Origin of the sequence: Robbsia andropogonis, from assembly GCF_034047095.1 — a bacterium.
Taxonomy (GTDB): Bacteria; Pseudomonadota; Gammaproteobacteria; order Burkholderiales; family Burkholderiaceae; genus Robbsia; species Robbsia andropogonis.
On record NZ_CP139164.1, the window covers coordinates 835195 to 860494 of the forward strand.

Below are 25300 nucleotides of genomic sequence, written 5' to 3' on the forward strand. Positions count from 1 at the left end.
TATTTCGTCTATCCAGTGCATCGGCGTTCCTCAAGCAGGGTTGTCGATGATCACGTTCCCGGTGCTCTCCTTGCCATGACCGATACGCTTCAATCGTCTACCGCCACGCACACCACCCCCGTGGCAACGTCGCCCTTCCCGACGTTGCATCCTGAAGCCGTGCGTGCACGCCTGCTCGCACGCGACGAGATGCTCTTCGCGGATTTGCGCGAAGAAGACCCTTATGCAAAAGGGCATCCACTTTGGGCCGCCAATTTTCCGTTTGGTCGCCTCGAGCTCGACGTGCTTCGCCGCGTGCCGCGTCGCGATGTATTGATCGTGCTGTATGGGGAGGACGACTATCGCGATCTCGCGCCGCTTGCCGCCGCCAAGTTGCGTACATGGGGTTATACGAATGTGCACCTGTTGGAAGGGGGGCTGCAGGCGTGGGAGCGACAGGGATACCAAATGTTTATCGACGTCAATGTGCCATCGAAGGCATTTGGCGAATGGGTCGAGTCGCTCCGGCATACGCCGCTTTTACCAGCTGAAGATGTGCATCGCCTGATTGATTCGGACAAGCCGCCGGTCATCCTGGATGTCCGCCGCTACGACGAATACCATACGATGAGCATTCCCACCGGGATTTCCGTTCCCGGTGCGGAGCTGGTCCTGCGTGTGCGTGAGTTGGCGCCGGATCCGGAAACGACGGTCGTCGTCAATTGTGCCGGCCGCACCCGCTCTATCATCGGCACGCAATCACTGATCAATGCCGGTATTCCGAATCCTGTGGTGGGGCTGCGTAACGGCACGATCGGGTGGCTATTGGCAGGGTTGAAGCTGGACAACGGAGCAACCCGCCGATTTCCTGAAGCGCGCCCCGATGCACGCCGCAAGGCGCAAGCGGACGCGCGCAGGGTGGCGGAACGGGCGGGCGTGCGTCGTGTGTCGCTCGACGAGGCGGCGTCCCTGGCCGCTCCGGGGGGCGCTTCCACGCGGACCGTGTACCGAGTGGATGTGCGTACCGCCGAGGAATACCGTGATGGCCATTTGCCGGGCTTTATCAACGTACCGGGCGGTCAATTGGTTCAGGAAACCGATCACACCGCGGCTGTACGTGGTGCGCTGATTTTTCTGGCCGACGATGACGGCGTGCGTGCCGATATGTCCGCGTCGTGGTTGGCGCAGATGGGCTGGGAGGTCTACGTTATCGATCCGCTCGACCCGGCGCAACGGACCGAAACGGGCGACGGCGCGTCGGAGACGATCCCGCCGTCGGATGTCAAGCTCATCAGCCCGCAAGCGCTGTCGGATCTGCTGGCGCGGAACGATGGCGGCACCATGGTGCTTGACGTGACCACCTCGGCGAATTATGTAAAGGGACATATCCCTGGTGCCTGGTTTGTCTTGCGGGCACAACTCGATGGGGCGTTGCGTACGTTGGCGCAGCGGGGGGCGGAGCCTGAGCGTTTTGTCGTCACATGCGGAACGAGCGCATTGGCGCGCCATGCCGCGCCGGATGTGCAGGCTATTTCCGGCAAGGAGGTATTCGTATTGGAAGGGGGCAACCAGGCATGGCGTGAGGCCAACTTTCCAGTGGAAACGGGGGAGGCATATCTTGTGTCGGCGCGGACGGATCGCTATCGTCGGCCCTACGAGGGTACGGAAGCACCCCGTGCGGCGATGGAAGCGTATCTTGAATGGGAGTATGGTCTCGTGGCGCAATTGGAGCAAGATGCCACGCACTTCTTCACGGTGATCTAATAACGCACGCCTTGCGCCAACTGATGCGCAATCGTGAGCGCGGCGGTCAGTTTTTGTTCCGCATCGTCGCGCGCGGCCGCGTCTATCGCGCGTAGCGCATAGGACGGATGATACGTTGGCACGATCCAGACACCTGCGTGCTCAAATGGTTTGTTCAACATAGACGTCAAGGTAAGACGCATACCGGTAAGTGACGATAAGGCCGTGGTGCCGAGCGTCACGATGACGCGTGGCTGGTGCGCGGCAATTTCTTGTTCGAGCCACACGTGGCACGCTTCCACCTCGCGTTGCGCTGGCGTCTTGTGCATTCGTCGCTTGCCACGCGGCGCCCATTTAAAGTGTTTGACGGCATTGGTTAGATAAAGGGTCTGGCGTTGAATGCCGGCGCTGGCCAGCGCGCGATCGAGCAGTTCGCCTGCAGGGCCAATAAACGGTACTCCGGCAAGGTCTTCATGATCTCCCGGTTGTTCGCCAAGCAACATGATCGCGGCACCTGCCGGCCCGGTACCCCTTACCGGTTGTGTTGCACGCTCCCACAACGGGCAACGTCGGCACGCGTCGATATCATGTGGGACGTCCCGTTGCGGCTGTGCGGCTTCGGCGGAAACCGTGATCACCTTGCCACCCGCACCGCGTAGCGCATCCGCTTGCCCATGACGGCGTTGGCCGGTCGCGGCGGCAATGGCCAGGCGTTGAATCAGATCACTTTCCGGTAGATGCTTCCAAAAGCGCGCCGGCATATGTTGCCTTGTCAAGTCCAGATTGACCCGTGCCGGATTGAAGATGCTTTGGTAATAAGTACGCCACAGCGCTTCGGTATCGTCGCCAGGGCGAGGTGGCTCCAGGCGTGCCCTCCTATCATAGACAACGTGCTCACCATTGTGATGCGCCAGCCCATCCGGCGACGCGATGACCCACCGCGACCGGCCCAGGCGTTTCTCGAAATATTCCGCGAGCGGTTCGAGAACATCGTGTTCCGGGGCGAACCACGCCATCAAGACCGGCGTGTTATCCGATTCGAATGTTTCCTGGAATCGCAAGAAGGCGCGCCAGTGATGATATTCGCGAGAAACATCGCGTGCGAGGCGCGATAACCTCGCACCGTCGATATCGCCAGGCAATACCGATGCATGATCGCCATGCGCATAACGCCAGACAACACGATATAAAAAAGCCCAGCGCTGCGGGTCGGACGCCCGCGCGGCCGTGCGCAGCCGTTTTAGTACGTCATGCGGTACCGCAAATCCAACGGATGGGCTAGCGCCCGCGTGAGGATTGCCGCTAGCATCGATTGCCGGGTTGGTGTCGGCGCCTATCGCGCGGTCGACGTCGCCTTCGGACGATGCGTTGGCGTCATTGCCCTCATCGAACGTGTCGGCATCCTCGAATAATGTTCGATTTATCGATGGGGCCATGCCTGATGTCATGGGTATGCCATCAACGCCATCTGTCGTTCTCCATTCGATCAACGATGGATCCCTACCGGCCACTATCAACTTCCGTGCCGCCGTACGCCAACTGCCAAAGTCGTTATCAATGGTGACGATATGCATCGTCGCATCACCACAAAGTTGCTTGAGCGGGGAGCGGTTTTGCCGCCACCGCTACCGCTTGCCGTAGCGCGGCGCTGCTTTGTTCGCTATTTCCAGGACGCCAGTCATCCACCACGATAAAGGCGCGCGCATTTTTTAGTCCGCAGCGTAATCGGACAAGGTCATCGTACCGTAGCCGTCTCTGTTTGCGTAGCGCAATGATACGTCCGGCATTGCGTAGACCGATACCGGGAACCCGCGCAATCATGCCAGGCTCAGCACGATTGAGGTCGACCGGGAATAAATCGCGATGCGCTAGCGCCCAGGCCATTTTGGGATCGATATCAAGTGCCAAATCCATTGCTTGCCCAAGAATCTCCCTCGATGAGAAGCCATATTGCCGAATCAGAAAATCTGCTTGATATAAGCGATGTTCTCGCTGTAGCGGCGGTGGTGCGAGCGGAACGGTACCCGGGCTGTTGGGGATGGGACTGAAAGCGGAATAATAGACACGGCGCAAACGATAGGATTGATACAACGTCTCTGCGGTTCCCAGGATCGTACGATCATTGGCATCATCAGCGCCGACGATCATCTGCGTGCTTTGTCCGCCCGGCGCAAAGCGTGGCGGCCGTGCTCGTTGCATGGTGCCAAACCCTGGACCTGAACGAGCGATGGAGGCATATGTCTCCGCCCGGCTCGTTGCACTCGTTGGTGCGCCACCGTCTGGCACGGCGGCGTGTGCATTGGCATACGTCCCTTCGTCTTCGCTCGCCAACTGCCGATGCCGAATGCGCGCCATGGCCTTGCGGATCGTACCGAGGTTTTTTTCGGGCGCCAGCCGGGCGATCGAAACCGCTGTCGGCAGTTCGATGTTGACACTCAGGCGGTCGGCGTAGTGTCCTGCCAGATCGATCAATTCCGGCGCCGCATCGGGAATGGTTTTTAAATGGATATAACCTCGGAATTGGTGGTCCTCGCGCAAGGCGCGAGCGACCTCCACCAGGAGTTCCATTGTGTAGTCGGATGAACGAATGACCCCGGAGCTGAGGAACAATCCTTCCACGTAATTGCGTCGATAGAAATCCAGCGTCAGCGCGACGACATCCTGGGGGGTAAAGCGCGCCCGCTGCACATCGCTGCTACGGCGGTTGACGCAGTACTGGCAGTCATAAAGGCAAAAATTTGTCAGCAGGATCTTTAGCAAGGATACGCATCGACCATCGGGTGTATAGCTGTGGCAAATGCCCTGACCGGTGGTAACGCCCATGCCTTCCTTGCCACGCGAATCACGGCCTGCCGCGCCGCTGCTAGCGCAAGAGGCATCATATTTCGCCGCATCTGCAAGGATTTCCAGCTTTTTCAGTCGATCCATTATCGTTTGATCCGATACTGTATATATGTACAGTATCGGATCAAAGCAAGCGGCACGCAAGTGTCTTTTCTTTTATCGGCCCGAAATCGCACGCTAAAAACGGCAATGTGTGCCTTGTAGGCGATCAGCGCCGTGTGCATAGGCAGCGTAATCAGCCTTGTTGCCGAGGAACGTTAATTGCTCAGGCATGGCATCTGTTTTGCCATTCGTTTTCTTACATAAAGACAAGCAGGTATTCCCATGGTGATAGCGCAGCCTCTCCGTTTTCAGCCGGACATGGACGTACGCGGCGCTGCTATTGGACTGGACGGTCAACGCAGACAGGGTTTTGTAATGCAGAACGCGCCGAAATTCACGGTCGCCACGCTAAAAGCGTTTCTCGGAAATTTTAAATGGCTGGCAAAGGCGACCGATAAGGTAGAAAGCGTGAAGATTGCGTTCTCGAAGGTACACCGTAGCACCGAGGCATTGATTGAAAAAGCCGGTGGCGTGACCGCCGTGAAATAGCGCGTTGTATTGAGAATCGATAGGAGAAGGCGCGATGCATGAGGACGGACAACCGCGAGGCGACGCGACATTGCCGAGCATAGGCGGGAACGGCGAGACCCCAGGGACGGTAATGACCATCGATCAACCAGATGTTTCGCGCGATGCCAGTGCAAACGGCGTTACCAAAGCGGGTGGTTGGGGATCGATGAAAGCTGTCGCACAGATTCTTCGCCAGGAGCGCGTTCTCGTGCGGGGGGCGCGGGTTCTGATGAAGCAGAATAAGCTGGACGGCTTTCAATGTGTCAGTTGTTCGTGGGCCAAGCCCTCCGACCCGCACGTTGCTGAATTTTGTGAGAACGGCGCGAAAGCCACCGCATGGGAGATCACAGATCGTCGCGCCACGCCTGCCTTGTTCGCCGAACATACCTGCGCCGACCTCGAGCAGTGGCGTGATATGGCATTGGAAGAAGCAGGGCGCTTGACGCAGCCCATGCGTTGGGACCCGGCCACCGACAAATACGTTGCCGTATCGTGGGAGAGTGCATTCGAGGAGATCGGGCGTGAACTCCGTGCGATTGCGCCGAACGAGGCGGTTTTCTACGCGTCAGGGCGCGCATCGCTTGAAACGTCCTATATGTATCAATTGTTCGCACGAATGTACGGCACGAATAATTTGCCTGACAGTTCAAACATGTGTCACGAGACGACGTCCGTGGCGTTGCCGCCTGTCATTGGCGTCCCGGTAGGTACGGTGGCACTCGATGATTTCGAGAAAACAGATTGCGTGCTTTATTTCGGACACAACGTCGGGACGAATGCACCGCGAATGCTGCATCCATTGCAAGACGCGCGTAAACGAGGTGTGCCGCTGATCGCGTTTAACCCGGTGCGTGAGCCCGGGCTGATGCGATTTGTCAATCCGCAGTCGCCAATGGAAATGCTGGTGCCAGGAATGGATACGCGCATCAGCTCCCAATACATCCAGTTGAAGATAGGTGGCGATGCAGCGGTGATACTCGGGATGTGCAAGGTCATTATCGAAGCAGATGACACGGCGATACGCGACGGCGGCGAGCGGCTCATCGATACCGACTTTATTCAATTGCACACCCACGGCTTCGAAGCGTTTTCAGCGCAGGCCCGCGCCGCCAACTGGGACGAGATCGTGCATCGGAGTGGCGTGACGCGCGCTGAAATCGAGAAAGCGGCTCACACCTATATGCATGCTCGCACTGCGATGGCGTTTTATGGGATGGGCCTGACGCAGCATCGGAAAGGCGTTGATACGATTCAATTGCTGGTTAATTTGCTGCTATTGCGTGGCAACATCGGAAAGCCAGGAGCCGGAATATGCCCCGTGCGAGGACATTCGAACGTGCAAGGTCAGCGGACGGTTGGCATCACGGAGAAGCCTGAACTGGCGCCATTGGATGTCCTCGCCAAGCAATATGATTTCGCGCCGCCGCGAGATAAAGGAATGGACACGGTGGCGACTTGCCAGGCGGCCCTGGATGGTCGCTTGAAAGCGTTCATCATGCTGGGTGGCAACTTCGTTCGCGCCATTCCTGACACCACGCGCATGGAGGCGGCATGGAAGAAATTGCGGTTGACGGTCAATATCGTGACAAAACTGAATCGCAGTTGCTTGATGCACGGCGAGGTGTCATACATCTTGCCTTGCCTCGGGCGGATCGAGATCGATCGCCAGGAAAGTGGGGAGCAGGCGGTATCGATCGAGGATTCCACGGGATGTTTTCACGGATCGCGCGGCATGGTCGAACCGGCAAGCGAATATTTGCTGTCCGAGCCAGCCATTGTCGCGGGGATGGCGAAAGCGACGCTTGGCAGACAGACCGTCGATTGGGATAAGTGGGTGGGGGATTACGGACTTGTTCGCGATGCCATTGCGAAAACCTTCCCTACTATTTTCGGCGACTTCAATAAGCGCCTTTGGCAACCTGGTGTCTTTCAAAGGCCGCTGCCCGCGCGTGAACGCGTCTGGAAGACCCCTAACGGTAAAGCCAATTTCACCGTGGTCTCGCAATTGGCGGCAGATCCTGATTTGCCGGCGCTGGCGGACCCATCGATTTTGCAGTTGATGACAACACGCGGCGATAGCCAATTCAACACAACGATTTACGGACTGGACGATCGTTTCCGAGGCGTGCATGGCACACGCGAGGTGCTATTGATGCATGAGGCCGATATCGCGGCGCGAGGACTGATACCGGGAGATCGTGTTGCGGTGGAAACAGTCGCGGGCGATAACGTGATACGACGCGTCACGGGGCTGTCGGTGCGTGCTTTTGACATCCCTCTCGGCTGTGCGGCGGGTTACTACCCGGAACTGAATGCATTGCTACCGCTTTGGCATCACGCGGAGCGCAGCCATGTACCTGCGGCAAAGTCTATTTCCGTGCGGGTCTTGAAAGACGAGGTAACGGCGGACTAGCAGTGTACGGCGCGGACGTGCCGCTCGTATCAATTGAAGATCGCTTCGATATCGGGTTGCATGGCTGGCGGGCTGGTGAGGCTAATAGTGGCCTCGATGTGCTGCAGGTGCGTCAGCATCGATTGCGCCGCACGGTCGGGGTCCCGCGCTTCCACGGCGTCGATGAAATGATCGTGCTCATGGTGTGGGCAAGCCGGCGCGTTCGGCTTGTCATAAAGCAGGATGATCAAGCACGTCAGCGGCGCCAGCTCGCGCATCATGCGCAGCAGGATTTCATTGCCCACCATCTCTGCAATCAGAATATGAAACTCGCCTGACAGGCGGATCACCGCATGCATGTCGTTGCGCTTGCGCGCATCGCTCTCCTGTTTCACATGCCGGCGCAACGCCTTGATTTGCGGCGAGGTAATGGCGCTGGTCAGGAGCCGCGCCATTTCCGGCTCGATCATTCGCCGGGTAACGAACACGTCTCGTGCTTGCTCCACGGTTGGACTGGCGATGCACGCGCCTTTGTTCGGCACCATTGTCACTAGCCCTTCGTGCGCGAGCTTATTCAATACTTCCCTAATCTTTGTTCGGCTGACGCCGGATACTTCCGCCAACCGTTCCTCCACCAATCGTGTCCCCGGTGGCAGGCGATGTTCCAGTACCGCATTTTGAATACGGCGATAAATTTCGTCGTTTGAAAACGGCGGCCGCTCTGCGGTGGAGGCCGCGTTGCGCGAAGGTTCGAGCGAGGCGTTTTGATCCATGACTGCGCGTAAGACATCGGGATGTGCTGCCGCGATGATATGACAAAAACGGTCGCGATTGTCGGCAGTTTTCCTGAAAACTGGCATCGAAAGTTTATTTTGAAACCGTCATTGATTGTTTTTTTGATTGCATACAATCTGACTCGTAAATGTTCGCATGACGACGTTCTGTACTGAATGTTCCGGGTGCCGGTGAAAGGGCTGGAGCGGTGGTCAGCTCGTTGTGCGTCGGTCCAAGGCAAGGACACGGATTTTCATTTCAATTTCACTGAGGAGCCAGGAGTGACGACGTTCAAGCAATATTTCGTGGCGGTGGTGACGTCGGCTTTCACCGGGCTTGGGACGATGTCGGCTGCGCACGCGCAGGCACCGGCTGGCGATATGGTGAAACTGGGATTTGCGAAATGCGCGCAATGCCTGTCGATGGCACTGGTGCCGCAGTACAGCAAGACGAAGATCGATGCGATCAACTTCACGTCCGGCAATGACGTGCTGACCGCATTGATATCGCACAGCGTGGATATTGCACAAGTCACCTATTTGCACTTCGTCACGGCGTTGGACCGTGGCTTCGATGTCGTAGCCGTGTCGGGGCAAGTCAATGGCGGTTCGGCCATCCTGACACGCAAGGGTTTTGGCTTGAAGGAAAACGATTGGGACGGCATGAAGCAGAAGGTGGCGGCGGCGAAAGCGGCCGGCAAGCCGCTCAAGGTGGCCGCATCCCGCGGCAACGCGCAGGATATTCATATGCGCGGCGAATTGCTGATGCATGGCATCAACCCCGACAAGGACGTGCAATTCATTAACATCCCGAATCCTGCCGATGACATCGGTGCATTGCAGCGTGGCGAGATCGACATCGTGTGCTCGGTGGAACCGTTTGCGTCACAGATACGTCTCTCCGGCGCCGGCGATCTGTTCAACCTGCCGTACGATCAGGCGGCCGGCAACTTGACGAATCTGATTGTTACGCGTCGCGACTACATCAATGCGCATCCAGAACAGGTACAGCAGACGGTGGATGCGGTGGTGAAGATGGTAGATGGTTTAAAACAAAGCAATGCCGGCTGGCTGGGTGCCATCGACAAATACACCGCGTTGGACAAGTCTGTTGCGGCCGAGTCACTGAAAAATGCGTTCCCTGATTACAAGATGTATCGCCTGAAGACCGATGCCATCGCCAAGATGATGCGCGACTTGCACTACGTATCTACCGACGTCACACCAAAGATTTCGGCGAATATGGATTACGACTTCCTAAGCAAGGCGACCGGTCAACCCAAGACCGCGCTCGGCTTTTGATTCCGTACTGAACGAGCATGCAAACAATGAATACGACGCAACGCGCGCAAGGGTCCCGACAACCCGTCGCCACGCCGGTAGAGGCGGCACGGCCGGCGCGACTGAAGACGGGGCGAGGCGCGATGCACGCTGGCGCGACGTGGTTGACGCGCCTTATCGTTCCGGCGGTGCTGATTGCCGGATGGGAGGCATTCTCGCGCTCGGGCGCTATTCCGCAGTCCCTGCTTCCGGCGCCGTCGCGGGTAATCGTGACGTTGATCGACTGGATTTTCGGGACGAATGGCACCTCGGGTAGCTATGGTGGTACCTGGGGACCGAATGCGGTTGCGAGCCTTGGGCGCGTGTTGGCGGGCTATGTCATCGCAGCCGTTTCCGGAGTCGTGCTGGGCGTTGCAATAGGGTGGTGGCGTTGGATCGAGCGAACCATGGAGCCGACATTGCAGTTGCTGCGGCCGGTGCCACCGGTGTCGTGGATACCATTGGCGATCATCTGGTTTGGTATCGCGAACAAACCGGCGATCTTCCTGGTGTTCCTCGGGGCGTTCTTCCCAATCCTGATGAATACGATTCACGGTGTGAAAAACACGGATCGCCAGTTGATTCGTGCTGCGTCTATGATGGGTGCGTCGCAATCGCAGATGTTGCGCTTCGTGGTGTTGCCGGCATCGCTTCCGAGTATCTTTGCCGGTTTGCGGATTGCCATCGGCTCGGCGTGGATGCTGACGGTAACGGCCGAAATGGTCGCCGTTAAAAGTGGTCTTGGCTATGCATTGTGGGATTCGTATTACTTTTTGCGTTATGACCTGGTCATCGGCGCGATGATCAGCATTGGTGTCCTTGGCTATCTGTCGGATGTGTTGATGCGAGAAGTGATGGCGCGCGTTCTGCATTGGCAACGTCGCGGCGCGGTGCGGCAACATTGACGTCGCCGTATGTCAGGCAGCTATCCCTGTGATGGCGACGGGCGGGAACATCTGGTGGGTGCTGGAAAATCGATAGCCTGTGTGGTGAATGACTACCGGACCATGATTGCAGAATTATTGCCCTTGCGTGTCGTACTCGGCACACGGGCTCGATGAATCGGAGTGTTTCATGCGGCAACATTGCGACAAAGGTGCCGCAGGCACCGTGCAGTCATCCGGTGTAGCGTATCTTGAAATAAAAAATGTCAGTAAGGTCTTTACAGACCAGAAGCGCGGTACCGCGCTTACAACACTGGACGGTATCAATCTTGATTTGGCGCAGCAGGAATTTCTCTGCCTGCTCGGCCCATCGGGATGCGGCAAGTCGACGTTGTTGAACATGATCGCCGGTTTCGAGACGGCCACGTCCGGTAGCGTGCGTGTGGGCGAAAAACAGGTGAGCAAACCCGGTGCGGAGCGCGGCATGGTGTTCCAGCAACCTACACTGATGCCGTGGTTACCCGTATGGGACAACATTGCTTTCCATTACAAACTCAAAGGGAAGTCTGCCGCGCAACGGCGTGAACTATCGCAAACGTTTATCGATATGGTCGGCTTGCGCGGTTTCGAAAATCATTACCTGACCGAATTGTCCGGCGGCATGAGCCAACGCGTGGGCATTGCCCGGGCTTTGTTGATGAATCCGGATGTCGTGTTGATGGACGAGCCTTTTGCCGCGCTTGACGCACAGACGAAGGAGGAGATCCAGGAAGCGTTAGTGACCATCTGGCAACAGTCACGCTCGACGATCGTGTTCGTCACCCACAGCATAGACGAAGCGTTGCTACTGGGGACAAAAGTAGCCGTCATGACGCATCGTCCCGGTCGCATTCGAGAATTGATTTCGGTCGATCTGCCGCGGCCGCGGGACATCACGTCGCCTGCATTCAACGATCTCAAGCGCCATGTGCATGCACTGATCCGGGAAGAAGCGTCGGCGGCAAGGCAACTGCTGCGTGAAGAACAAATGGCTTGATGTAAACTGGATGAAATCATGAAGCGACGCTATCTACTCGGCATGTTGACGCCGTCTTCCAACACCACGCTGGAGCCGGTCACGTCCGCGATGATCGACGGCCTTGAAGACACCAGTGCTCATTTCGGTCGCTTCAAGGTGACGGAGATCGCGCTATCCGATAACGCGCTCGCGCAATTCGACGATGAACCGATTCTTGCGGCTGCCGAGTTGTTATCGCATGCGAAGCTCGACGTCATTGGCTGGAACGGCACGTCGTCCGGCTGGCTTGGTTTTGATGCAGACGAACGTCTTTGCGCCCGTATCACTGAACGTACCGGTATTGCGGCATGTACATCGGTGTTGGCGCTCAATGAGATATTTACAAAGACGGGTGTCAGGCGCTTTGGCCTGGTGACACCTTACACGGATGACGTTCAGGCCAAGGTCATCGAAACGTATCGTGGTGCCGGGTGGGATTGTGTTGCAGAAAGGCATTTGAACAAGCGCGATAATTTCTCGTTTTCCGAAGTGAATGGGGACACGATTCGGCGTATGGTGCATGAAGTGGCCGAAGCGAAGCCGGATGCCATTTCGATTTTCTGCACGAATCTGCGGGGCGCACCACTGGTGGAGGCGTTGGAGCAGGAAACAGGCATTCCAATCTACGACACGATTTCCACGGTGGTCTGGAAATCCCTGTTACTGTCGGGAACAGATCCAAAGCGGGTGCGGGGCTGGGGCCGGCTTTTTCGGGAGGTGATATGAGCGAGCAGGCAATGACATCGAAAGCGGCATTTGACTTGGTCATCCGCCATGCACGCGTTGCGACGGCGGCAGATGTTTTCGATACCGATATCGGTATCGTGGACGGTACGATCACTGCGATGGGACGTGGGTTGGCGAATGGCACGCGGGAGATTAATGCCGCCGGTCGCTGGGTTCTTCCTGGCGGCGTGGATGCCCATGTGCATCTGGACCAGCCAAGCTCGGACGGTTCGATCAATGCCGACGATTTCGAAACGGGAAGCCGTTCTGCCGCCTGCGGTGGCACGACCACCATCATACCGTTTGCAGCGCAGCAAAAAGGCCGCTCGCTACGCGAGGCAATCGATGATTACCATCGGCGTGCGGAGGGCAAATCCATCATCGACTACGCGTTTCACTTGATCATCGCCGATGCGGAAGCCGGTAAGTTGCCTGAAACACTGCCGGGGCTCATCGAGGAAGGCTATACGTCATTCAAGCTCTACATGACGTATGATTCGCTGAAGCTGGAGGATCGTCATATTCTGGACGTGCTGGAAATCGCTCGTAAAGAAAAGGCGATGACGATGATCCACGCGGAAAACGCCGACTGCATCGCGTGGCTGACAGAACGGTTATTAGCACGCGGCAGTCGGGCGCCATCGTTTCATGGGGTGTCACGCGTACCGTTGGTCGAACGGGAAGCCACGCATCGTGCGATCTCGCTTGCCGAAATGCTGGATACGCCGGTATTGATCGTCCATGTCTCGGGAAAGCAAGCCATCGAACAGATTCGTCAGGCACAGCAGCGTGGCGCGCCAATTTTCGCGGAAACCTGCCCGCAGTATCTGTTTCTAACCGCGGACGATCTGGAAGGTTGCGAGGGCGACCTCTTCAACGGCGCAAAATGCATCTGCAGTCCACCGCCGCGCGATGCGGCGAATCAGGACGAAGTCTGGCAGGCGCTGGACAGCGGGATCTTTACCGTGTTCTCTTCGGATCACGCACCGTACAAATATGCAGGTGAGGGCGGCAAGCAGATGCATGGCGTTGATGCATCATTCGATCGCGTGCCGAATGGTATCCCAGGGGTGGAAACGCGTTTGCCATTGCTGTTTTCGGAAGGGGTCATGACCGGACGGATCGATATCCACCGTTTCGTGGACGTTACCGCTACCGGCCCTGCCAAGATGTACGGTCTTTATCCTCGCAAGGGAAGCGTTGCAATTGGTTGCGATGCCGATCTGGTTATCTGGGATACCTTCGATCCCATGCCGATCCGGAACAGTGCATTGCATCATGCCGTGGATTACACGCCCTATGAAGGGCGTGCGGTTCGCGCCTGGCCAGCGCTGACGCTGTCGCGCGGTGACGTGGTCTGGGATCGGGGTAGCGGTACCTTCAGTACTGCGCTCGGGCGCGGACAGTTTCTCAAGTGTGATCGGCCGGTTGCCTATCACCGGCAACAACGTCCGGGGCGAGATCGGTTGTTTCCTTGGCTTGCAGATATCGGCCTTTAGGCGTCATGGACCGGTCCTGGCCTTTTAATCGATGGTCGTGAGTATCGGGTTGCATCATCTGGTTTGGGCTGGCAGCTTCGCCGGATGGATGCACTATATCGGACGCCATCGTGTACCACTGATTGCGCTACCATGTAGATCATAATAAAACAGCGTCGAGGAGTGAGACAACATGGGTGACAACAGCAACAAGCACGGCATTCTAGTCGGAGTGACGCAAGCGGCCTCTGACGGTCCAGTTCGCCCGGACGGTGCGCGTCGTATTGCATTGGTTACCGGCGCGGGGAGTGGTATTGGACGCGCGACGGCCAGGCGATTATTACGAGATGGCTTTACGGTCGTCGTGGCCGGACGGAGAGCGGAGCTGCTGCACGGCTTTGTGGAAGAGGCGCGCATGCAAGGTGGCGACGCGTTGGCAGTGACCGCTGATGTTCGCGATGAGACCAGTGTCGACGCGTTATTCGGGACGATCGAGAACACATATGGGCGTGTGGATGTGGTTTTTAATAACGCGGGAATCAACGCTCCGGCAGTGCCGATGGATGAACTGAGCGTGGAGAAATGGCGCGATGTCATCGACACCAATGTGACCGGCGTGTTTCTGTGTGCTCGCGCGGCATTTGGTTTGATGCGCCGGCAGTCGCCGCAAGGGGGACGGATCATCAACAACGGATCGATTTCGGCGCACGCCCCGCGACCGTTTTCCTCACCATACACGGCGAGCAAGCATGCGGTATCTGGCCTGACGAAAAGCATCGCGTTGGATGGACGTGCTTTCAATATCGTCGCGAGTCAGATTGATATCGGTAATGCGCTTACGGAACTGTCGGCGCGAATGCGGAAAGGCGTGCTGCAGGCCAATGGCACGACAGCGGCCGAGCCTATGTGCGACGTGGGCGATGTGGCGGATGCGGTGAGTTATGTTGCCAACCTGCCGCTGACGACGAATGTCTTGAATATGACGGTGATGGCCAGCAATATGCCATTTGTCGGTCGCGGCTAGCGTTGCGCGTTACCGCGGCGGCGGTGGCGCGCGATGCTGTAGTTGCGTAGCACCAGCGCGGTGGACTGCTAGGCCGTCTCCGCTCGCCGGTGTTGCATGCACTTTGTGTGAAATGTCAGTCCAGGTCGGATGCGTGATGCCGCTCGTGAACCTGCTCCGACACGTCACCGCGTATGCTGTTCACTTTACGACCGCGTTTGACGGCGGGGCGCTCGGCGATCTCCTTGGCCCAGCGCAACACGTGGGTGTACTCATGAACCGCTAGAAACTCCGCGGCATTATATACGGCACCTAGCACGAGACCGCCATACCATGGCCAGATAGCAATATCGGCGATGGAGTATTCATTCCCCGCAATATAGCGATGCTGCGCCAATTGGCGGTCCAGCACATCCAGTTGGCGCTTTGCTTCCATCGCAAAGCGATTGATCGGGTACTCCAACTTTTCCGGCGCATACGCATAGAAATGGCCAAAGCCGCCACCGAGATAGGGTGCGGAACCCATCTGCCAGAATAACCAGTTCATTGTTTCCGCACGCGCTGGCTGCGTGGTGGGCAGCAACGCGCCGAATTTGTCCGCGAGGTAGGTCAGGATCGAGCCGGATTCGAAGACACGCACTGGGGTAGCGCCACTGTGGTCGACTAACGCGGGTATCTTGGAGTTCGGATTGATATTGACGAAGCCGCTGGAAAATTGCTCACCTTCTGAGATGCGGATGAGCCATGCATCATATTCGGCACCGTCGTGACCCAATGCGAGCAGCTCTTCGAGCATGATCGAGACTTTCACGCCATTGGGTGTGGCCAAGGAATAGAGTTGTAGTGGATGCTTTCCTACGGGCAGGGACTTTTCATGAGTCGGGCCGGCGACAGGTCGATTGATACTGGCGAAAGTGCCGCCGGAAGTGGCGGGGGTCCAGACTTTCGGCGGTTGATATGGATTCGAATCGCTCATTCTTGCGGCTCCGGTTGGTATGCACTGAATACGCACCGGTGAATTCTAGCGTTTAATCGATTTTCTCACCGGCGGTGCACTCCGGAACGCCATGGGGTGATATATGTCACGCCGCTCGGCGTCGAGCGGAGGTGGTCAACGGGCACGCAAAAGAAAAACGGCGTGGTCGACTCCGGATCTGGTATTGCTTGATCCAGGAGCGACCACGCCGTGATGCGGACGACATGCGCTACCGGGAGGGTAGCGCATGTCGTCCGATAAACCTTTTTTGAGATTTTTTTAGAACACGTTACGCAGGCCGATCGCAACGCCGGTCTGGTTGTTACGACCCGGGAAATCGGTTTTTGCCGCACCGGTACCGCGTTGGAAGTCAACGGTGGCGTACACTTCGGTGCGCTTGGACAGCGAGTATTCAGCCAACAGCACCGCCGAGTAGCGCACCGCGCGGCCCAGCGTCGCATTGGCGTACTGCGCGTTACGTGCGTGATCATAGTAGCCGGCCAGAGACAGCATCAACGGCGCGGTCACCTGGTACGTCGCGCCGACATAGAAGCCGTCGTCGATCCGGTTGGTGTTCGGGCGTACCGCTAGCGAGGCTGCGGCCGAGCCGGACGACGCCATGTAGATGTCGACCATGCCGGTATTGTCCTGCGAATGCAGCCAGCCGGCGTATGCCTTCACGTCCGTGGTGAATGCGTATGTGGCACCCACGTTGACGACGCGGTACTTGCGGTTTGCCGCGTCACTGTTTTGCTGGTAGCCGGCGAGCATCGAGAGAGAGGCCAGCGTGTAGGTGGCCGTGAAGCCATACATATTGTTTGCGCCGGTACTGCCCGCTGTGTTGCCGAAGGCGTACATGCCGTCCAGGTTCAAGCCACCGAATGTGCCGTTGTACTTGACCGAATTGTTCGCGCGCAGTCCATAGCCCAATGCGCCTGGCAACCAGCCGTCCTGGTCGTAGTTACCCACGGTCAGCGGATCATACGCACCGCCCAATTGGTCGAACAGCGGGGTGTTCTGGCGACCGAAGGTCAACGTGCCGTATTGCTTGCTTGCCAAACCAACGTAGGACATCCGATTGAATTCGGTGCCGGAGCTGGCATACGCGCCATTCCACAGGTTGAATCCGTTTTCGAGACGGAAGATCGCCGATAAGCCGCCACCCAGATCCTCGCTGCCCTTCAAGCCCCAGCGGCTGCCGGTGATCGGACCGACGCCCATCGATGTTTGGCTATCGTTGGCTGCATTGGCATTCGTCAAATAACGGATGCTGGTATCCACGATGCCATACAGCGTTACCGATGACTGTGCGAACGAATGTTGTGCGGCCAGTGCCAGAATTGCACCACCGAGTGCGCGTGCCAGGATCGATTTATTCACGATTTTCCTTTCATCATTTTTATGAGGAGCATTTGTCACGCCATTGCGCGGATTGCATAAATGTCTCCAACGGGACGCATCTTATTGTTTCAATAATCCGGATAATAATTGAGAAGCCAAAATGTGATGTTTTTCGTACACAAAAACCTATAAATTAATGATTCGTAAGGATAGTATGGTTCCTCTATAAAGCGGCCTGGATTTTCTATTGACAATGCATGCAAATCAACTAAGGGGACCGCATTGTGCCTGGAAAGACTGGTCGCGAGTAACGGATGAAGAGGAGGGATGGGAGGTTTGAGAGAATGCATAGCGAGGCATTCCCGTAATAGGTTTTTAATATGTTAGGCGAGCAATATGCGCACGCCCAGGGATAATCAAAATGCCCGGGGCTAATCGGCGCGCGGCCTTGTTTCCGGCGGCTATGTGACAGGATGGAGATTGGGTAGTCTGCTGCAGCGGAGAAGGTCTGGCTGGACTGTGCCAGGGTCGTATCGACACAACCTCGATACGCCTGTGCCAGCCCACGAGAACGTTGATCAGATGTGCATGCGGACCCAGTGACTAACTGTATCAATAATATCGTTCGACGGTGCTTGATAGCCGTAGCAGATCCAGCCGGTTACGCATAGCAGCGGGAGGAAGACGGCGGCATGGGGCAACGCGATTGGTGGAGAACGCCAGCGTCGCAACGTTGTGAAGGCGACGGCGCCTCCGAGAAGTGTTCCGACGACCACTTCCGAGAGCGTGTGGTAACCGAATAATCGGGAGTAGCCGATGAAGAGACATCCTATCGCGGCGAGCGCAGCGAGGAGATAGCCTAGGCGCTGGCTGATCGTGTTACCGACGACAAAAGCGAGGATCGGCCATACCGAGAACGAAAACACCATATGCCCGCTGATCATCCGGAAATGAATGGGTTCCAACGGCATGTTGGTCACGCCGTAATAGACCTTGGAGAGCGCGGTGAGCGCCATGGCGGCGAGCATCGTTCCGAACCAAGTCAAGGCGCGTCCAGGAAAGCGGGTGCTGATCCAGATGGCAAGTACCAGTGCGAGTGGCAATAGCAAGGCGGTGTCGCCGAGATTTGTGACATCCAGCAGGCTGTTCATCGAAGCCTTATGCAAACGGCGCGGATCGCGCAAATGAGTTGACGGGTGACATTGACCAAAACGTGAGCGCGTCGTCGAGGCGTGTCTATCTTGATGCGTGCAAATGGCTGGCAGTATAGCTGAATGAAAAGCATTGTTCCGTGATCCAGCAGCAGGTGGTCATATCGGTGTTCATGGGTGTTCCGAGAGGGGGCTAAGAATGTGGAGAGGTTGTTGACAACAATTTTTAACGCAACAATAAATGCAACTAACAGGCATTTTATAAAACTCATTCAGAAATGCTGATACGCATTCTGGCTTCCTCAGAGAGGCCGTTACGTTTGTTCGGGCAAGGTAGATTAGATCGATTGGCCAACTATTTTGCGGGTCGATCAAAAGGTACGCTGTCGCTATTGCGTGGTCAGGGTTTTGATAGGGAAGAATATGAATGACGTTGGAGAAGTGCTGGTAAATGGTGATCGCGTAGTGATGGCGATCAATGATCGCACGGTATCGCTTGTACCTAGCCGACCAGTGGGCAAGCTCACTGCCCATACAGCGGGCAGCGGCCAGGAGTTTGTCAAGATAGACGGCGCGCTAATTTGCGTGGATGGTGTGGAGACATCGGCAAGCGCGGAGGCTGTTTATCAAAGCGGGCAGTTTGGCGTTCCACCTGGTATTGCTGGGAAGTTAGTCTTGCATGTAAAACGAGGTGAGATTTCACGGTGCGATTTTTTCACGATCAATGGCAAGGCGGTTTTATGGCGTAGCGGGAAGGAGGTGGGAGTCGACGGCAAGGTAACGGCAAAAGCAACGGCACCTCCTAAAAGCCCGGCGGCAATACCGGAACCGGATCAAAGGTCGCATTATGAAGGCTCTGGCGATGTCGAACAGAGCCAACAAGCGTTTGTCACGGTGACCTTTTAACGCTTGATCAGTGTTCAAATGGATTGCGTGTACCAAAAAGGAAAGCGCCGCCACGTGTTATGTAGCCGCGCACGTTGCACTCAACAAAAATTCCGACTTACCGTTGGCAGCCCTCCCAATAAATTGGACAAGTCGACAAGCCGGTGCGCTACCAGATGCCGGACTTCACCTTCGCATTGCCAGGTGCCGTAGACGGCGATCAGCGAGGCATGCAACGCCTCGCGCCGCTGTTTTTCAAGCAGACCGGGCCATACGATGACATTGATCGATCCGGTCTCGTCCTCCAGCGTCATGAACATCACGCCCTTGGCGGTACCAGGGCGCTGCCTGACGGTAACAATGCCGCAACCGCGCGCGGCACGACCGTTTTTCAGCAGAAACAATTCATTGGCGGCGAGCAGCTTGCGCTTGCGCAATTGCGGTCGCAACAGCGCAAGGGGATGGCGACCCAGGGTCAGTCCTGTCGCGCGGTAATCCGCGACGATATGCTCCCCTTCACTGGGTGGGGAAAATGCCGGAGTGGCGTCATCGCTAAGTGCCTGACGCAGCAGGTCGCCTGTCCGGCCGCTGGAGCGCGGCATGTGGGCGGCGCAGGCTATATCGGTGTTTGGCATGCTTGATGCCCGAACGGCCTCGGGTTGGCTGTCTGCCCCCATCGCTTGCCATAGCGCCTGCCGTCGATTTCCTACCAGCGGCAACAAGGCGTTAGCGGAGGCCAGTAGGTGCAGTTCACGCCGATCGAGCGTCGCGCGATATGCCAGATCGGCGATATCGGTGAAAGGCCTTATCGCACGCGCCGTCTTGATGCGTCTCGCACTGGTTTGTCCAAGGCCACGAATCAGCGACAAACCGAGCCGCACCGCGGGCCGAGGGCCATGAACGTCTGCCCTGGAGCGGGGGACGGTATGGGCATCGATGGCTTCCAATGTACTGTCCCAGTCGCTGAGCATCACATCCGCGCCGCGGATTACCACGCCATGCCGATGCGCATCCTGGACCAGTTGCGACGGCGAGTAAAATCCCATCGGTTGGCTGTTCAGCATGGCGCAGAGAAAGGCCTCGGGCTCATGGCATTTGAGCCAGGAACTGGCGTAGACCAGCAATGCGAAACTGGCGGCATGGCTTTCCGGGAAGCCGTATTCGCCAAATCCCTTGATCTGTGCAAACAGCGCTTCGGCAAACGCGCGATCGTATTTGCGTTTGAGCATGCCGCTGACAATGCGTTCGTAATAATGCTCAAGGCCGCCCTTACGTTTCCATGCCGCCATTGCCCGCCGCAGACTGTCCGCTTCACCGGCGCTGAAGCCCGCCGCCAGCATGGCCACTTGCATCACCTGCTCTTGGAAAATGGGGACACCCAATGTGCGCGACAGTGCCGTTTCCATGTCGGTGCTGGGATAGGTGACCGGCTCCAGCTTCTGGCGTCGACGCAAGTAGGGATGCACCATCCCACCTTGTACCGGGCCAGGACGCACGATGGCGACCTCGATGACAAGGTCATAGAACACGCGCGGCTGAAGGCGGGGTAACATGCTCATCTGCGCCCGTGACTCGATCTGGAAGACACCGATCGTATCCGCCTTGCAAATCATGTCGTATGTTTCATCATCCCCGTCGGGAATATCCTGCAGCGTGAAAGGCTCACCGCGTCGGTCGGACACCAGTGCCAACGTACGTCGTATCGCGGATAGCATGCCGAGCGCCAGGATGTCGATCTTGAGCAGACCCAGCGACTCCAGATCGTCCTTGTCCCACTGAATCACACTGCGATCCGGCATGGCCGCGTTTTCGATCGGGACAAGTCGCGACAGCTTGCCGCGGCTGATCACGAAACCACCACTGTGCTGCGACAAATGCCTTGGAAACCCTAGCAACAGGGTGGTGAAATGTGCCCATTGCCGAATGATGGCGGCCTCCGGGTCCAACCCTGAATCCTTGAAGCGTTCCAGCAATTCCCGGCTGGAATCGAACCATTGGTGGTTTTTCGCCACGCGATCGACCAGCGCCGGATCGATACCCAGTGCCTTGCCGGCATCGCGTAATGCGCCGCGCGGCCGATAGGTCGAGATGGCGGCGGCAATCGCGGCACGGTCACGGCCATATTTGCGATAGACGTATTGGATCACCTCTTCGCGCCGCTGGTGTTCGAAGTCGACGTCGATGTCCGGTGGTTCGTTACGCTCCTTGCTGATAAAACGCTCGAACAACATGCTGCTGCGTTCGGGGTCGACTTCGGTGATGCCCAGGCAGTAGCAGACCGCGGAGTTCGCGGCGGAACCACGGCCTTGGCACAGAATGTTTTCACTCCGTGCGAACCGCACGAGATCGTAGACCGTCAGGAAATACGCTTCGTATTTCAGATCCGCGATCAAGGCCAGCTCGTGTTCGAGTTGTTCCTGAATTTTTAGCGGAATACCGTGCGGAAAACGTCGTTTCGCACCAACATACGTTTCCTGTCGCAAATAGGCAGTGGGCGTGACACCGGCTGGCACCAGTTCGTCCGGGTATTCATATTTCAGTTGTTTCAGACAAAAGGTGCAAGCCTGTGCAATGCGTATGGTTTCCGCCAGTGCCCGCGCCGGGTAGAGATTGGCCAGGCGTAGCCGGGAGCGCAGGTGCGATTCGGCATTCGAAGACAAGGCATAGCCGCATTCGGATAACGGCCGGCCGACATGGATCGCGCTCAATACATCGTGCAGCGGCTTGCGCGAACGTACATGCATCGTCACGCTGCCCAGGGCGACCATCGGAATGGCTGCGGCCGCCGCGGCGCGTTCCACCGTGCCGCGATGCAGATCGTCCATCGCCCGCGCGTGCAGTGTCAGGCCCAGCCAGGCACGCCCGGGAAAGGTGCGCGCAACCCAGTGGGCCTGCGTCAGCAGCACATCGTCGGCAGGTAAGGCCGGATAGGATGGCACGAGAATGGCAAGACAATCAGGCATGCCGCGCAGCGCGGCATGCTTGGGCGACGGTGTCGCGAGATCCTCAAGGGTCAGGCGGTAATGGCCTTTGCCGGTGCGGGTGCGGGCTAGCGTGATCAGTTCGGACAGGTTGCCATAGCCTTCGATATTGCATGCAAGCAGCACCAGTTCGAGCGATGGGCTCTGGACATCGTTACTGACCAAGGTGAAAGTTGCGCCGATGATGAGCGGCAGCCCGGCTTTCTCTGCCTCCACATGCGCGCGCACGATGCCAGCCAAAGAACACTCATCGGTGATCGCAAGCGCGCTGTAGCCCAGTTGCGCCGCGCGTTGCGCTAATTCTTCGGCATGGGAAGCCCCCCTTAAAAAGGAAAAATTCGAGAAGCATTGCAACTCCGCGTAAGCGGGCATTGGTGTCAAGCCGGATACGGGCAGGGAAGCATCGGGCGACGTCGGTGCGAGGCGATCGACCATACGCATTCACCCAAAAAAACCATGTAGAAACCAATGTGCGTCTTCCTCTGGTGGGTTTTTTTTCGGCGCACTGCCATTCTGTCCCGGTTGAGCAGGGGGCTTCTGCAACGCGGCATTGATATGGTCGTCCGCTTGTGGATCGGTTTTTATACCATCATATGTCTCAATATTTGCTTCGGTATGCTTATTTTCAAGCATCCCGGCTTTTTTCCCAAAGCGCTCTCGAAAGATCCAATAACAGGTGTGGTCCTCGGCTTGCGCGACAAAGTAGTCGCGTGTCACGACAGCATCGTCCCACCAGCCTGATTCGATACGCTCACCCGGCGACATTAGTCGTAATGAACCGCGATAGAATGGCCGATGCTGACGCGTCTGTAGTGGCAGCGGCGCATCCAGCAACCACACGGGACGCGGCGTGAGTCGGGCAATGCGTGCTCGTGCGGCATGAGAGAGACTGCCGGCCTTGACGATGGATGGAGCGCCTTCACTGAGGCTACGCGTGCCGTGGGAGTCGGGTGAATCAGGATGGTCGGCTCGGCCTTTGGTGCGATGTTTGGGCACGCCACGGGTCTCGTCTCGACCCCAATGATTCGCCAGCTCCGGCCGATGATCTTCCCGTATCAGGCATTGCAGGACATTATCGACGCCGAGCCGCGCCTGTAGCAATTCGATCAGTCGACGGTGATCGGCCGGACTGCCGCCGGGTTCCGGAAACAGATTGGTGCTCAGTGGCGTGGCCGGCTCGACCGCGGTGGCGTGCAATCGTACCGCGATCACGTGTGCATCCAGTGTGGTCTTGACCAGTCGTTCGCGGACCAGACGTAGTAGATGGCTGTCATGCCAGGCAGGGTCGGCTAAAGCGATATCGATCAGTGTGGGGGGCCGTGCTTCTCGACCTCGCTCGTGTTCGAGCAACAGCGTGAAACGCGTCACCGCCCATTGGCGAGCGGCCAGCCATCCAGTCAATCGACTAATCAGCATGGTTGCGCTCGCGAGAATCAGGGGGGTATCGTCGGCACGATCGGGCAAGGCTTGCTGCTGCTCGAACCGCTCCGGGGTTGTGAGCCATTCAAACCCTTCCTCTGCCATACCCAGCGCACGATCCAGCGCATCGACCAGAGCTTCGCCGCAACGTTGTTTGACGCCCGCGCGCGGGAGGCGGCGCAGATCGTCCAATGTCGGGCACCCCAGGCTGTTCAAGCTTTCCACATATGTCCGGGCTTCCGGCAAAAGGGGCAACGGCAGTGGGCCCAGTATCCGATCCAACGTACGCGGTGTACGGTGGCGGTGGCTACCAGCTGGTAAACGCGTCTTTTCCGACAGATCAGCCGGATGCAATACCGTGGCACCTCCGGCACGGGCCAGCAAGGCAGCGGCGGTACCAGTGGGTGCAAGACTGAGCCGGGCCGTCAGGCCGCTGCTGGCCAACGTCGCACGAATGCGTTTGCGCAAGGCACGGATGCCGCCGAACAGCCGCAAGCTGGCCGAGATATCGGCCACGATGATCGGTGCGTCGATTCGTGTGCCAGCCTGCCCCCATGTCTGGCCCTGCATCGGCGTCGACGTCTGGCGCTGCGGATCACCTGTCATGGTTTGCCGTGAGGCGCGTGCCCAGTCCAGCAGCGCGACCTGTGGCGTGTATTGCATCAAGGCCAAGGCGACGCCTTGCCATGCATCGGCTTCACGCAACAGGTCCCGGTCGTGCAGCACGGCCTGCTCCGCGACGGTCAACACCCCACCGCGCTTCATTCCCAGACGGACACCGGCCTCGCGTGCGGCCCGGCTCATCGCCACGACTCGGCCTTGTTCGAGAACGACCAATGGCATCGGTGTCCCTGGCGCGGCACGCGTGTTCGGTGAGTCAGGTGCCTTGGGCGCGTCCAGTACGGTCGATGCAAGGCTCGATGCACCAAAGGGTTGGGAGCAATATGCACGCGTCTCACTGGACCAAGTCGGCCGAAATACTTCTAGAGGCAGGTGCGGCAGAAAGACGCCGATCCAGAGACGCATGGCGATTTAATAAAATAGGAGATGGCGATAAAGACAAGACGAGGGACTGCTCTGTGGTCGGACCGCGCCGCTTGACAAAGGTCACCGACAATCCGTCCGGCGCCGGTTGCAACGCCAGCCGCAACGGGGCCGGGGATGTCCGGTGGGCGGCGTTCAACGGTCGAAACAGGAAGAACAGCGAAGACGAGGCTTGAGCGGCCAGATGCAGTCGACGCAAGGCTTCTGGCCGAATCGGGTCCTGCCAGAAAAGCAAGGCGCCACAGCCCCCCGTACGGAGGATCTGCTCTGCTGCCCACAACGCGTCCGCCGTACGATTCGCGCGCACCCACTGCCACTGCGCAATTGGCAGCCCCCAGTACTGAAAGGCTTGCTGATTGGGAATGTGCGGCGGGCACAGCATCATCAAGGGCCGTGCCGCCACGTTCTGTAGCGCCGGCCGCAGTAACCGGAATTCCCCGATGCCGGCTTGCGGTAACAACAATTCAGTCAGGCTGCCCACAGGCCAGCCGCCGCCTGGTAATTCGACCGCCAGACGGCTATCCCCTGGCGCTATGCAGGATAGCTTTGCCTGAGCGAGCTGGGAGGCACGCCACAAAGAGGGGTGAATGGTTTCCGGATGCTGGAGCGTGGCATGCTGCATGGCTCACCTGAAAACTGTATGAATGTACAGTAGTATAGCGTGCTCGCCAGAAAATGCCAGAAAGGGATGC

Annotated in this window: 19 protein-coding genes; 10 read left to right on the forward strand and 9 right to left on the reverse strand. The window is 57.8% G+C overall.

Features of this window, described 5'->3' with window-relative positions; all coding sequences use genetic code 11:
- The first annotated feature begins 75 nt into the window (after window positions 1–75).
- Entirely contained in the window at window positions 76–1743 is a 1668-nt protein-coding gene (locus tag SJQ66_RS03560; protein ID WP_046152526.1) for a rhodanese-related sulfurtransferase, read from the forward strand.
- Here the strand turns inward: SJQ66_RS03560 and SJQ66_RS03565 are convergent.
- Entirely contained in the window at window positions 1740–3296 is a 1557-nt protein-coding gene (locus tag SJQ66_RS03565; RefSeq protein ID WP_320533617.1) for a UdgX family uracil-DNA binding protein, read from the reverse strand. The two genes, SJQ66_RS03560 and SJQ66_RS03565, sit on opposite strands and share 4 nt — an antisense overlap.
- A gap of 7 nt (window positions 3297–3303) precedes the next feature.
- Complete coding sequence (locus SJQ66_RS03570; protein WP_046152528.1) at window positions 3304–4650, reverse strand: putative DNA modification/repair radical SAM protein; 1347 nt, start codon at window positions 4648–4650, stop codon at window positions 3304–3306.
- A gap of 240 nt (window positions 4651–4890) precedes the next feature.
- Here SJQ66_RS03570 and SJQ66_RS03575 point away from each other — a divergent pair, with 240 nt between their 5' ends.
- A complete protein-coding gene (locus SJQ66_RS03575) occupies window positions 4891–5157 on the forward strand; it encodes a catalase family protein (protein WP_024904141.1) in 267 nt (88 codons plus the stop codon).
- Window positions 5158–5269: 112 nt separating this feature from the next.
- The gene (locus SJQ66_RS03580) at window positions 5270–7591 is read left to right on the forward strand and encodes an FdhF/YdeP family oxidoreductase (RefSeq protein WP_046152580.1); all 2322 of its coding nucleotides are present in this window, start codon (window positions 5270–5272) and stop codon (window positions 7589–7591) included.
- A 29-nt stretch (window positions 7592–7620) separates the two neighbouring features.
- On the opposite strand, the gene SJQ66_RS03585 is transcribed toward SJQ66_RS03580, so the two are convergent.
- Window positions 7621–8343 (reverse strand): GntR family transcriptional regulator, encoded by a 723-nt coding sequence (locus tag SJQ66_RS03585; protein WP_253464090.1) that lies wholly within the window; start codon window positions 8341–8343, stop codon window positions 7621–7623.
- A 282-nt stretch (window positions 8344–8625) separates the two neighbouring features.
- Between SJQ66_RS03585 and SJQ66_RS03590 the strand changes: the two genes are divergently transcribed.
- From SJQ66_RS03590 to SJQ66_RS03615, 6 genes are all read left to right on the forward strand, one after another.
- Entirely contained in the window at window positions 8626–9645 is a 1020-nt protein-coding gene (locus tag SJQ66_RS03590) for an ABC transporter substrate-binding protein (RefSeq protein ID WP_253464092.1), read from the forward strand.
- Between the two features lie 122 nt (window positions 9646–9767).
- On the forward strand, window positions 9768–10568 hold the full coding sequence (locus tag SJQ66_RS03595; RefSeq protein ID WP_253464157.1) for an ABC transporter permease: 801 nt from the start codon (window positions 9768–9770) through the stop codon (window positions 10566–10568).
- A 169-nt stretch (window positions 10569–10737) separates the two neighbouring features.
- A complete protein-coding gene (locus SJQ66_RS03600) occupies window positions 10738–11583 on the forward strand; it encodes an ABC transporter ATP-binding protein (protein WP_253464094.1) in 846 nt (281 codons plus the stop codon).
- Between the two features lie 18 nt (window positions 11584–11601).
- Window positions 11602–12330: a maleate cis-trans isomerase family protein gene (locus tag SJQ66_RS03605; RefSeq protein ID WP_253464096.1), complete on the forward strand. Its 729-nt coding sequence runs from the start codon at window positions 11602–11604 to the stop codon at window positions 12328–12330.
- Window positions 12327–13829, forward strand: a complete 1503-nt coding sequence (gene hydA, locus SJQ66_RS03610) for a dihydropyrimidinase (RefSeq protein ID WP_024904148.1) — start codon at window positions 12327–12329, stop codon at window positions 13827–13829. Before SJQ66_RS03605 ends, hydA begins: the two co-directional genes overlap by 4 nt.
- Before the next feature lie 172 nt (window positions 13830–14001).
- The gene (locus SJQ66_RS03615; RefSeq protein ID WP_024904149.1) at window positions 14002–14832 is read left to right on the forward strand and encodes an SDR family oxidoreductase; all 831 of its coding nucleotides are present in this window, start codon (window positions 14002–14004) and stop codon (window positions 14830–14832) included.
- Between the two features lie 115 nt (window positions 14833–14947).
- Here SJQ66_RS03615 and yghU read toward each other — a convergent pair whose 3' ends face one another.
- The 3 genes from yghU to SJQ66_RS03630 form a co-directional block, all read right to left on the reverse strand.
- Window positions 14948–15787 (reverse strand): glutathione-dependent disulfide-bond oxidoreductase, encoded by an 840-nt coding sequence (gene yghU, locus SJQ66_RS03620; RefSeq protein ID WP_024904150.1) that lies wholly within the window; start codon window positions 15785–15787, stop codon window positions 14948–14950.
- Between the two features lie 279 nt (window positions 15788–16066).
- Window positions 16067–17167, reverse strand: a complete 1101-nt coding sequence (locus SJQ66_RS03625) for a porin (protein WP_024904151.1) — start codon at window positions 17165–17167, stop codon at window positions 16067–16069.
- A gap of 539 nt (window positions 17168–17706) precedes the next feature.
- Entirely contained in the window at window positions 17707–18279 is a 573-nt protein-coding gene (locus SJQ66_RS03630) for a phosphatase PAP2 family protein (protein ID WP_157685744.1), read from the reverse strand.
- A 423-nt stretch (window positions 18280–18702) separates the two neighbouring features.
- Between SJQ66_RS03630 and SJQ66_RS03635 the strand changes: the two genes are divergently transcribed.
- Window positions 18703–19185 (forward strand): contractile injection system spike tip protein, encoded by a 483-nt coding sequence (locus SJQ66_RS03635; protein ID WP_024904153.1) that lies wholly within the window; start codon window positions 18703–18705, stop codon window positions 19183–19185.
- An 80-nt stretch (window positions 19186–19265) separates the two neighbouring features.
- On the opposite strand, the gene SJQ66_RS03640 is transcribed toward SJQ66_RS03635, so the two are convergent.
- The 3 genes from SJQ66_RS03640 to imuA all read right to left on the reverse strand — a co-directional run bounded on the left by SJQ66_RS03640 (window position 19266) and on the right by imuA (window position 25230).
- Window positions 19266–22517, reverse strand: coding sequence for an error-prone DNA polymerase (locus SJQ66_RS03640; RefSeq protein WP_036010839.1), 3252 nt, complete (start codon window positions 22515–22517; stop codon window positions 19266–19268).
- Window positions 22518–22586: 69 nt separating this feature from the next.
- Entirely contained in the window at window positions 22587–24590 is a 2004-nt protein-coding gene (locus SJQ66_RS03645; protein WP_320533618.1) for a Y-family DNA polymerase, read from the reverse strand.
- The gene (gene imuA, locus SJQ66_RS03650; protein ID WP_024904156.1) at window positions 24520–25230 is read right to left on the reverse strand and encodes a translesion DNA synthesis-associated protein ImuA; all 711 of its coding nucleotides are present in this window, start codon (window positions 25228–25230) and stop codon (window positions 24520–24522) included. Before imuA ends, SJQ66_RS03645 begins: the two co-directional genes overlap by 71 nt.
- Window positions 25231–25300 lie beyond the last annotated feature (70 nt).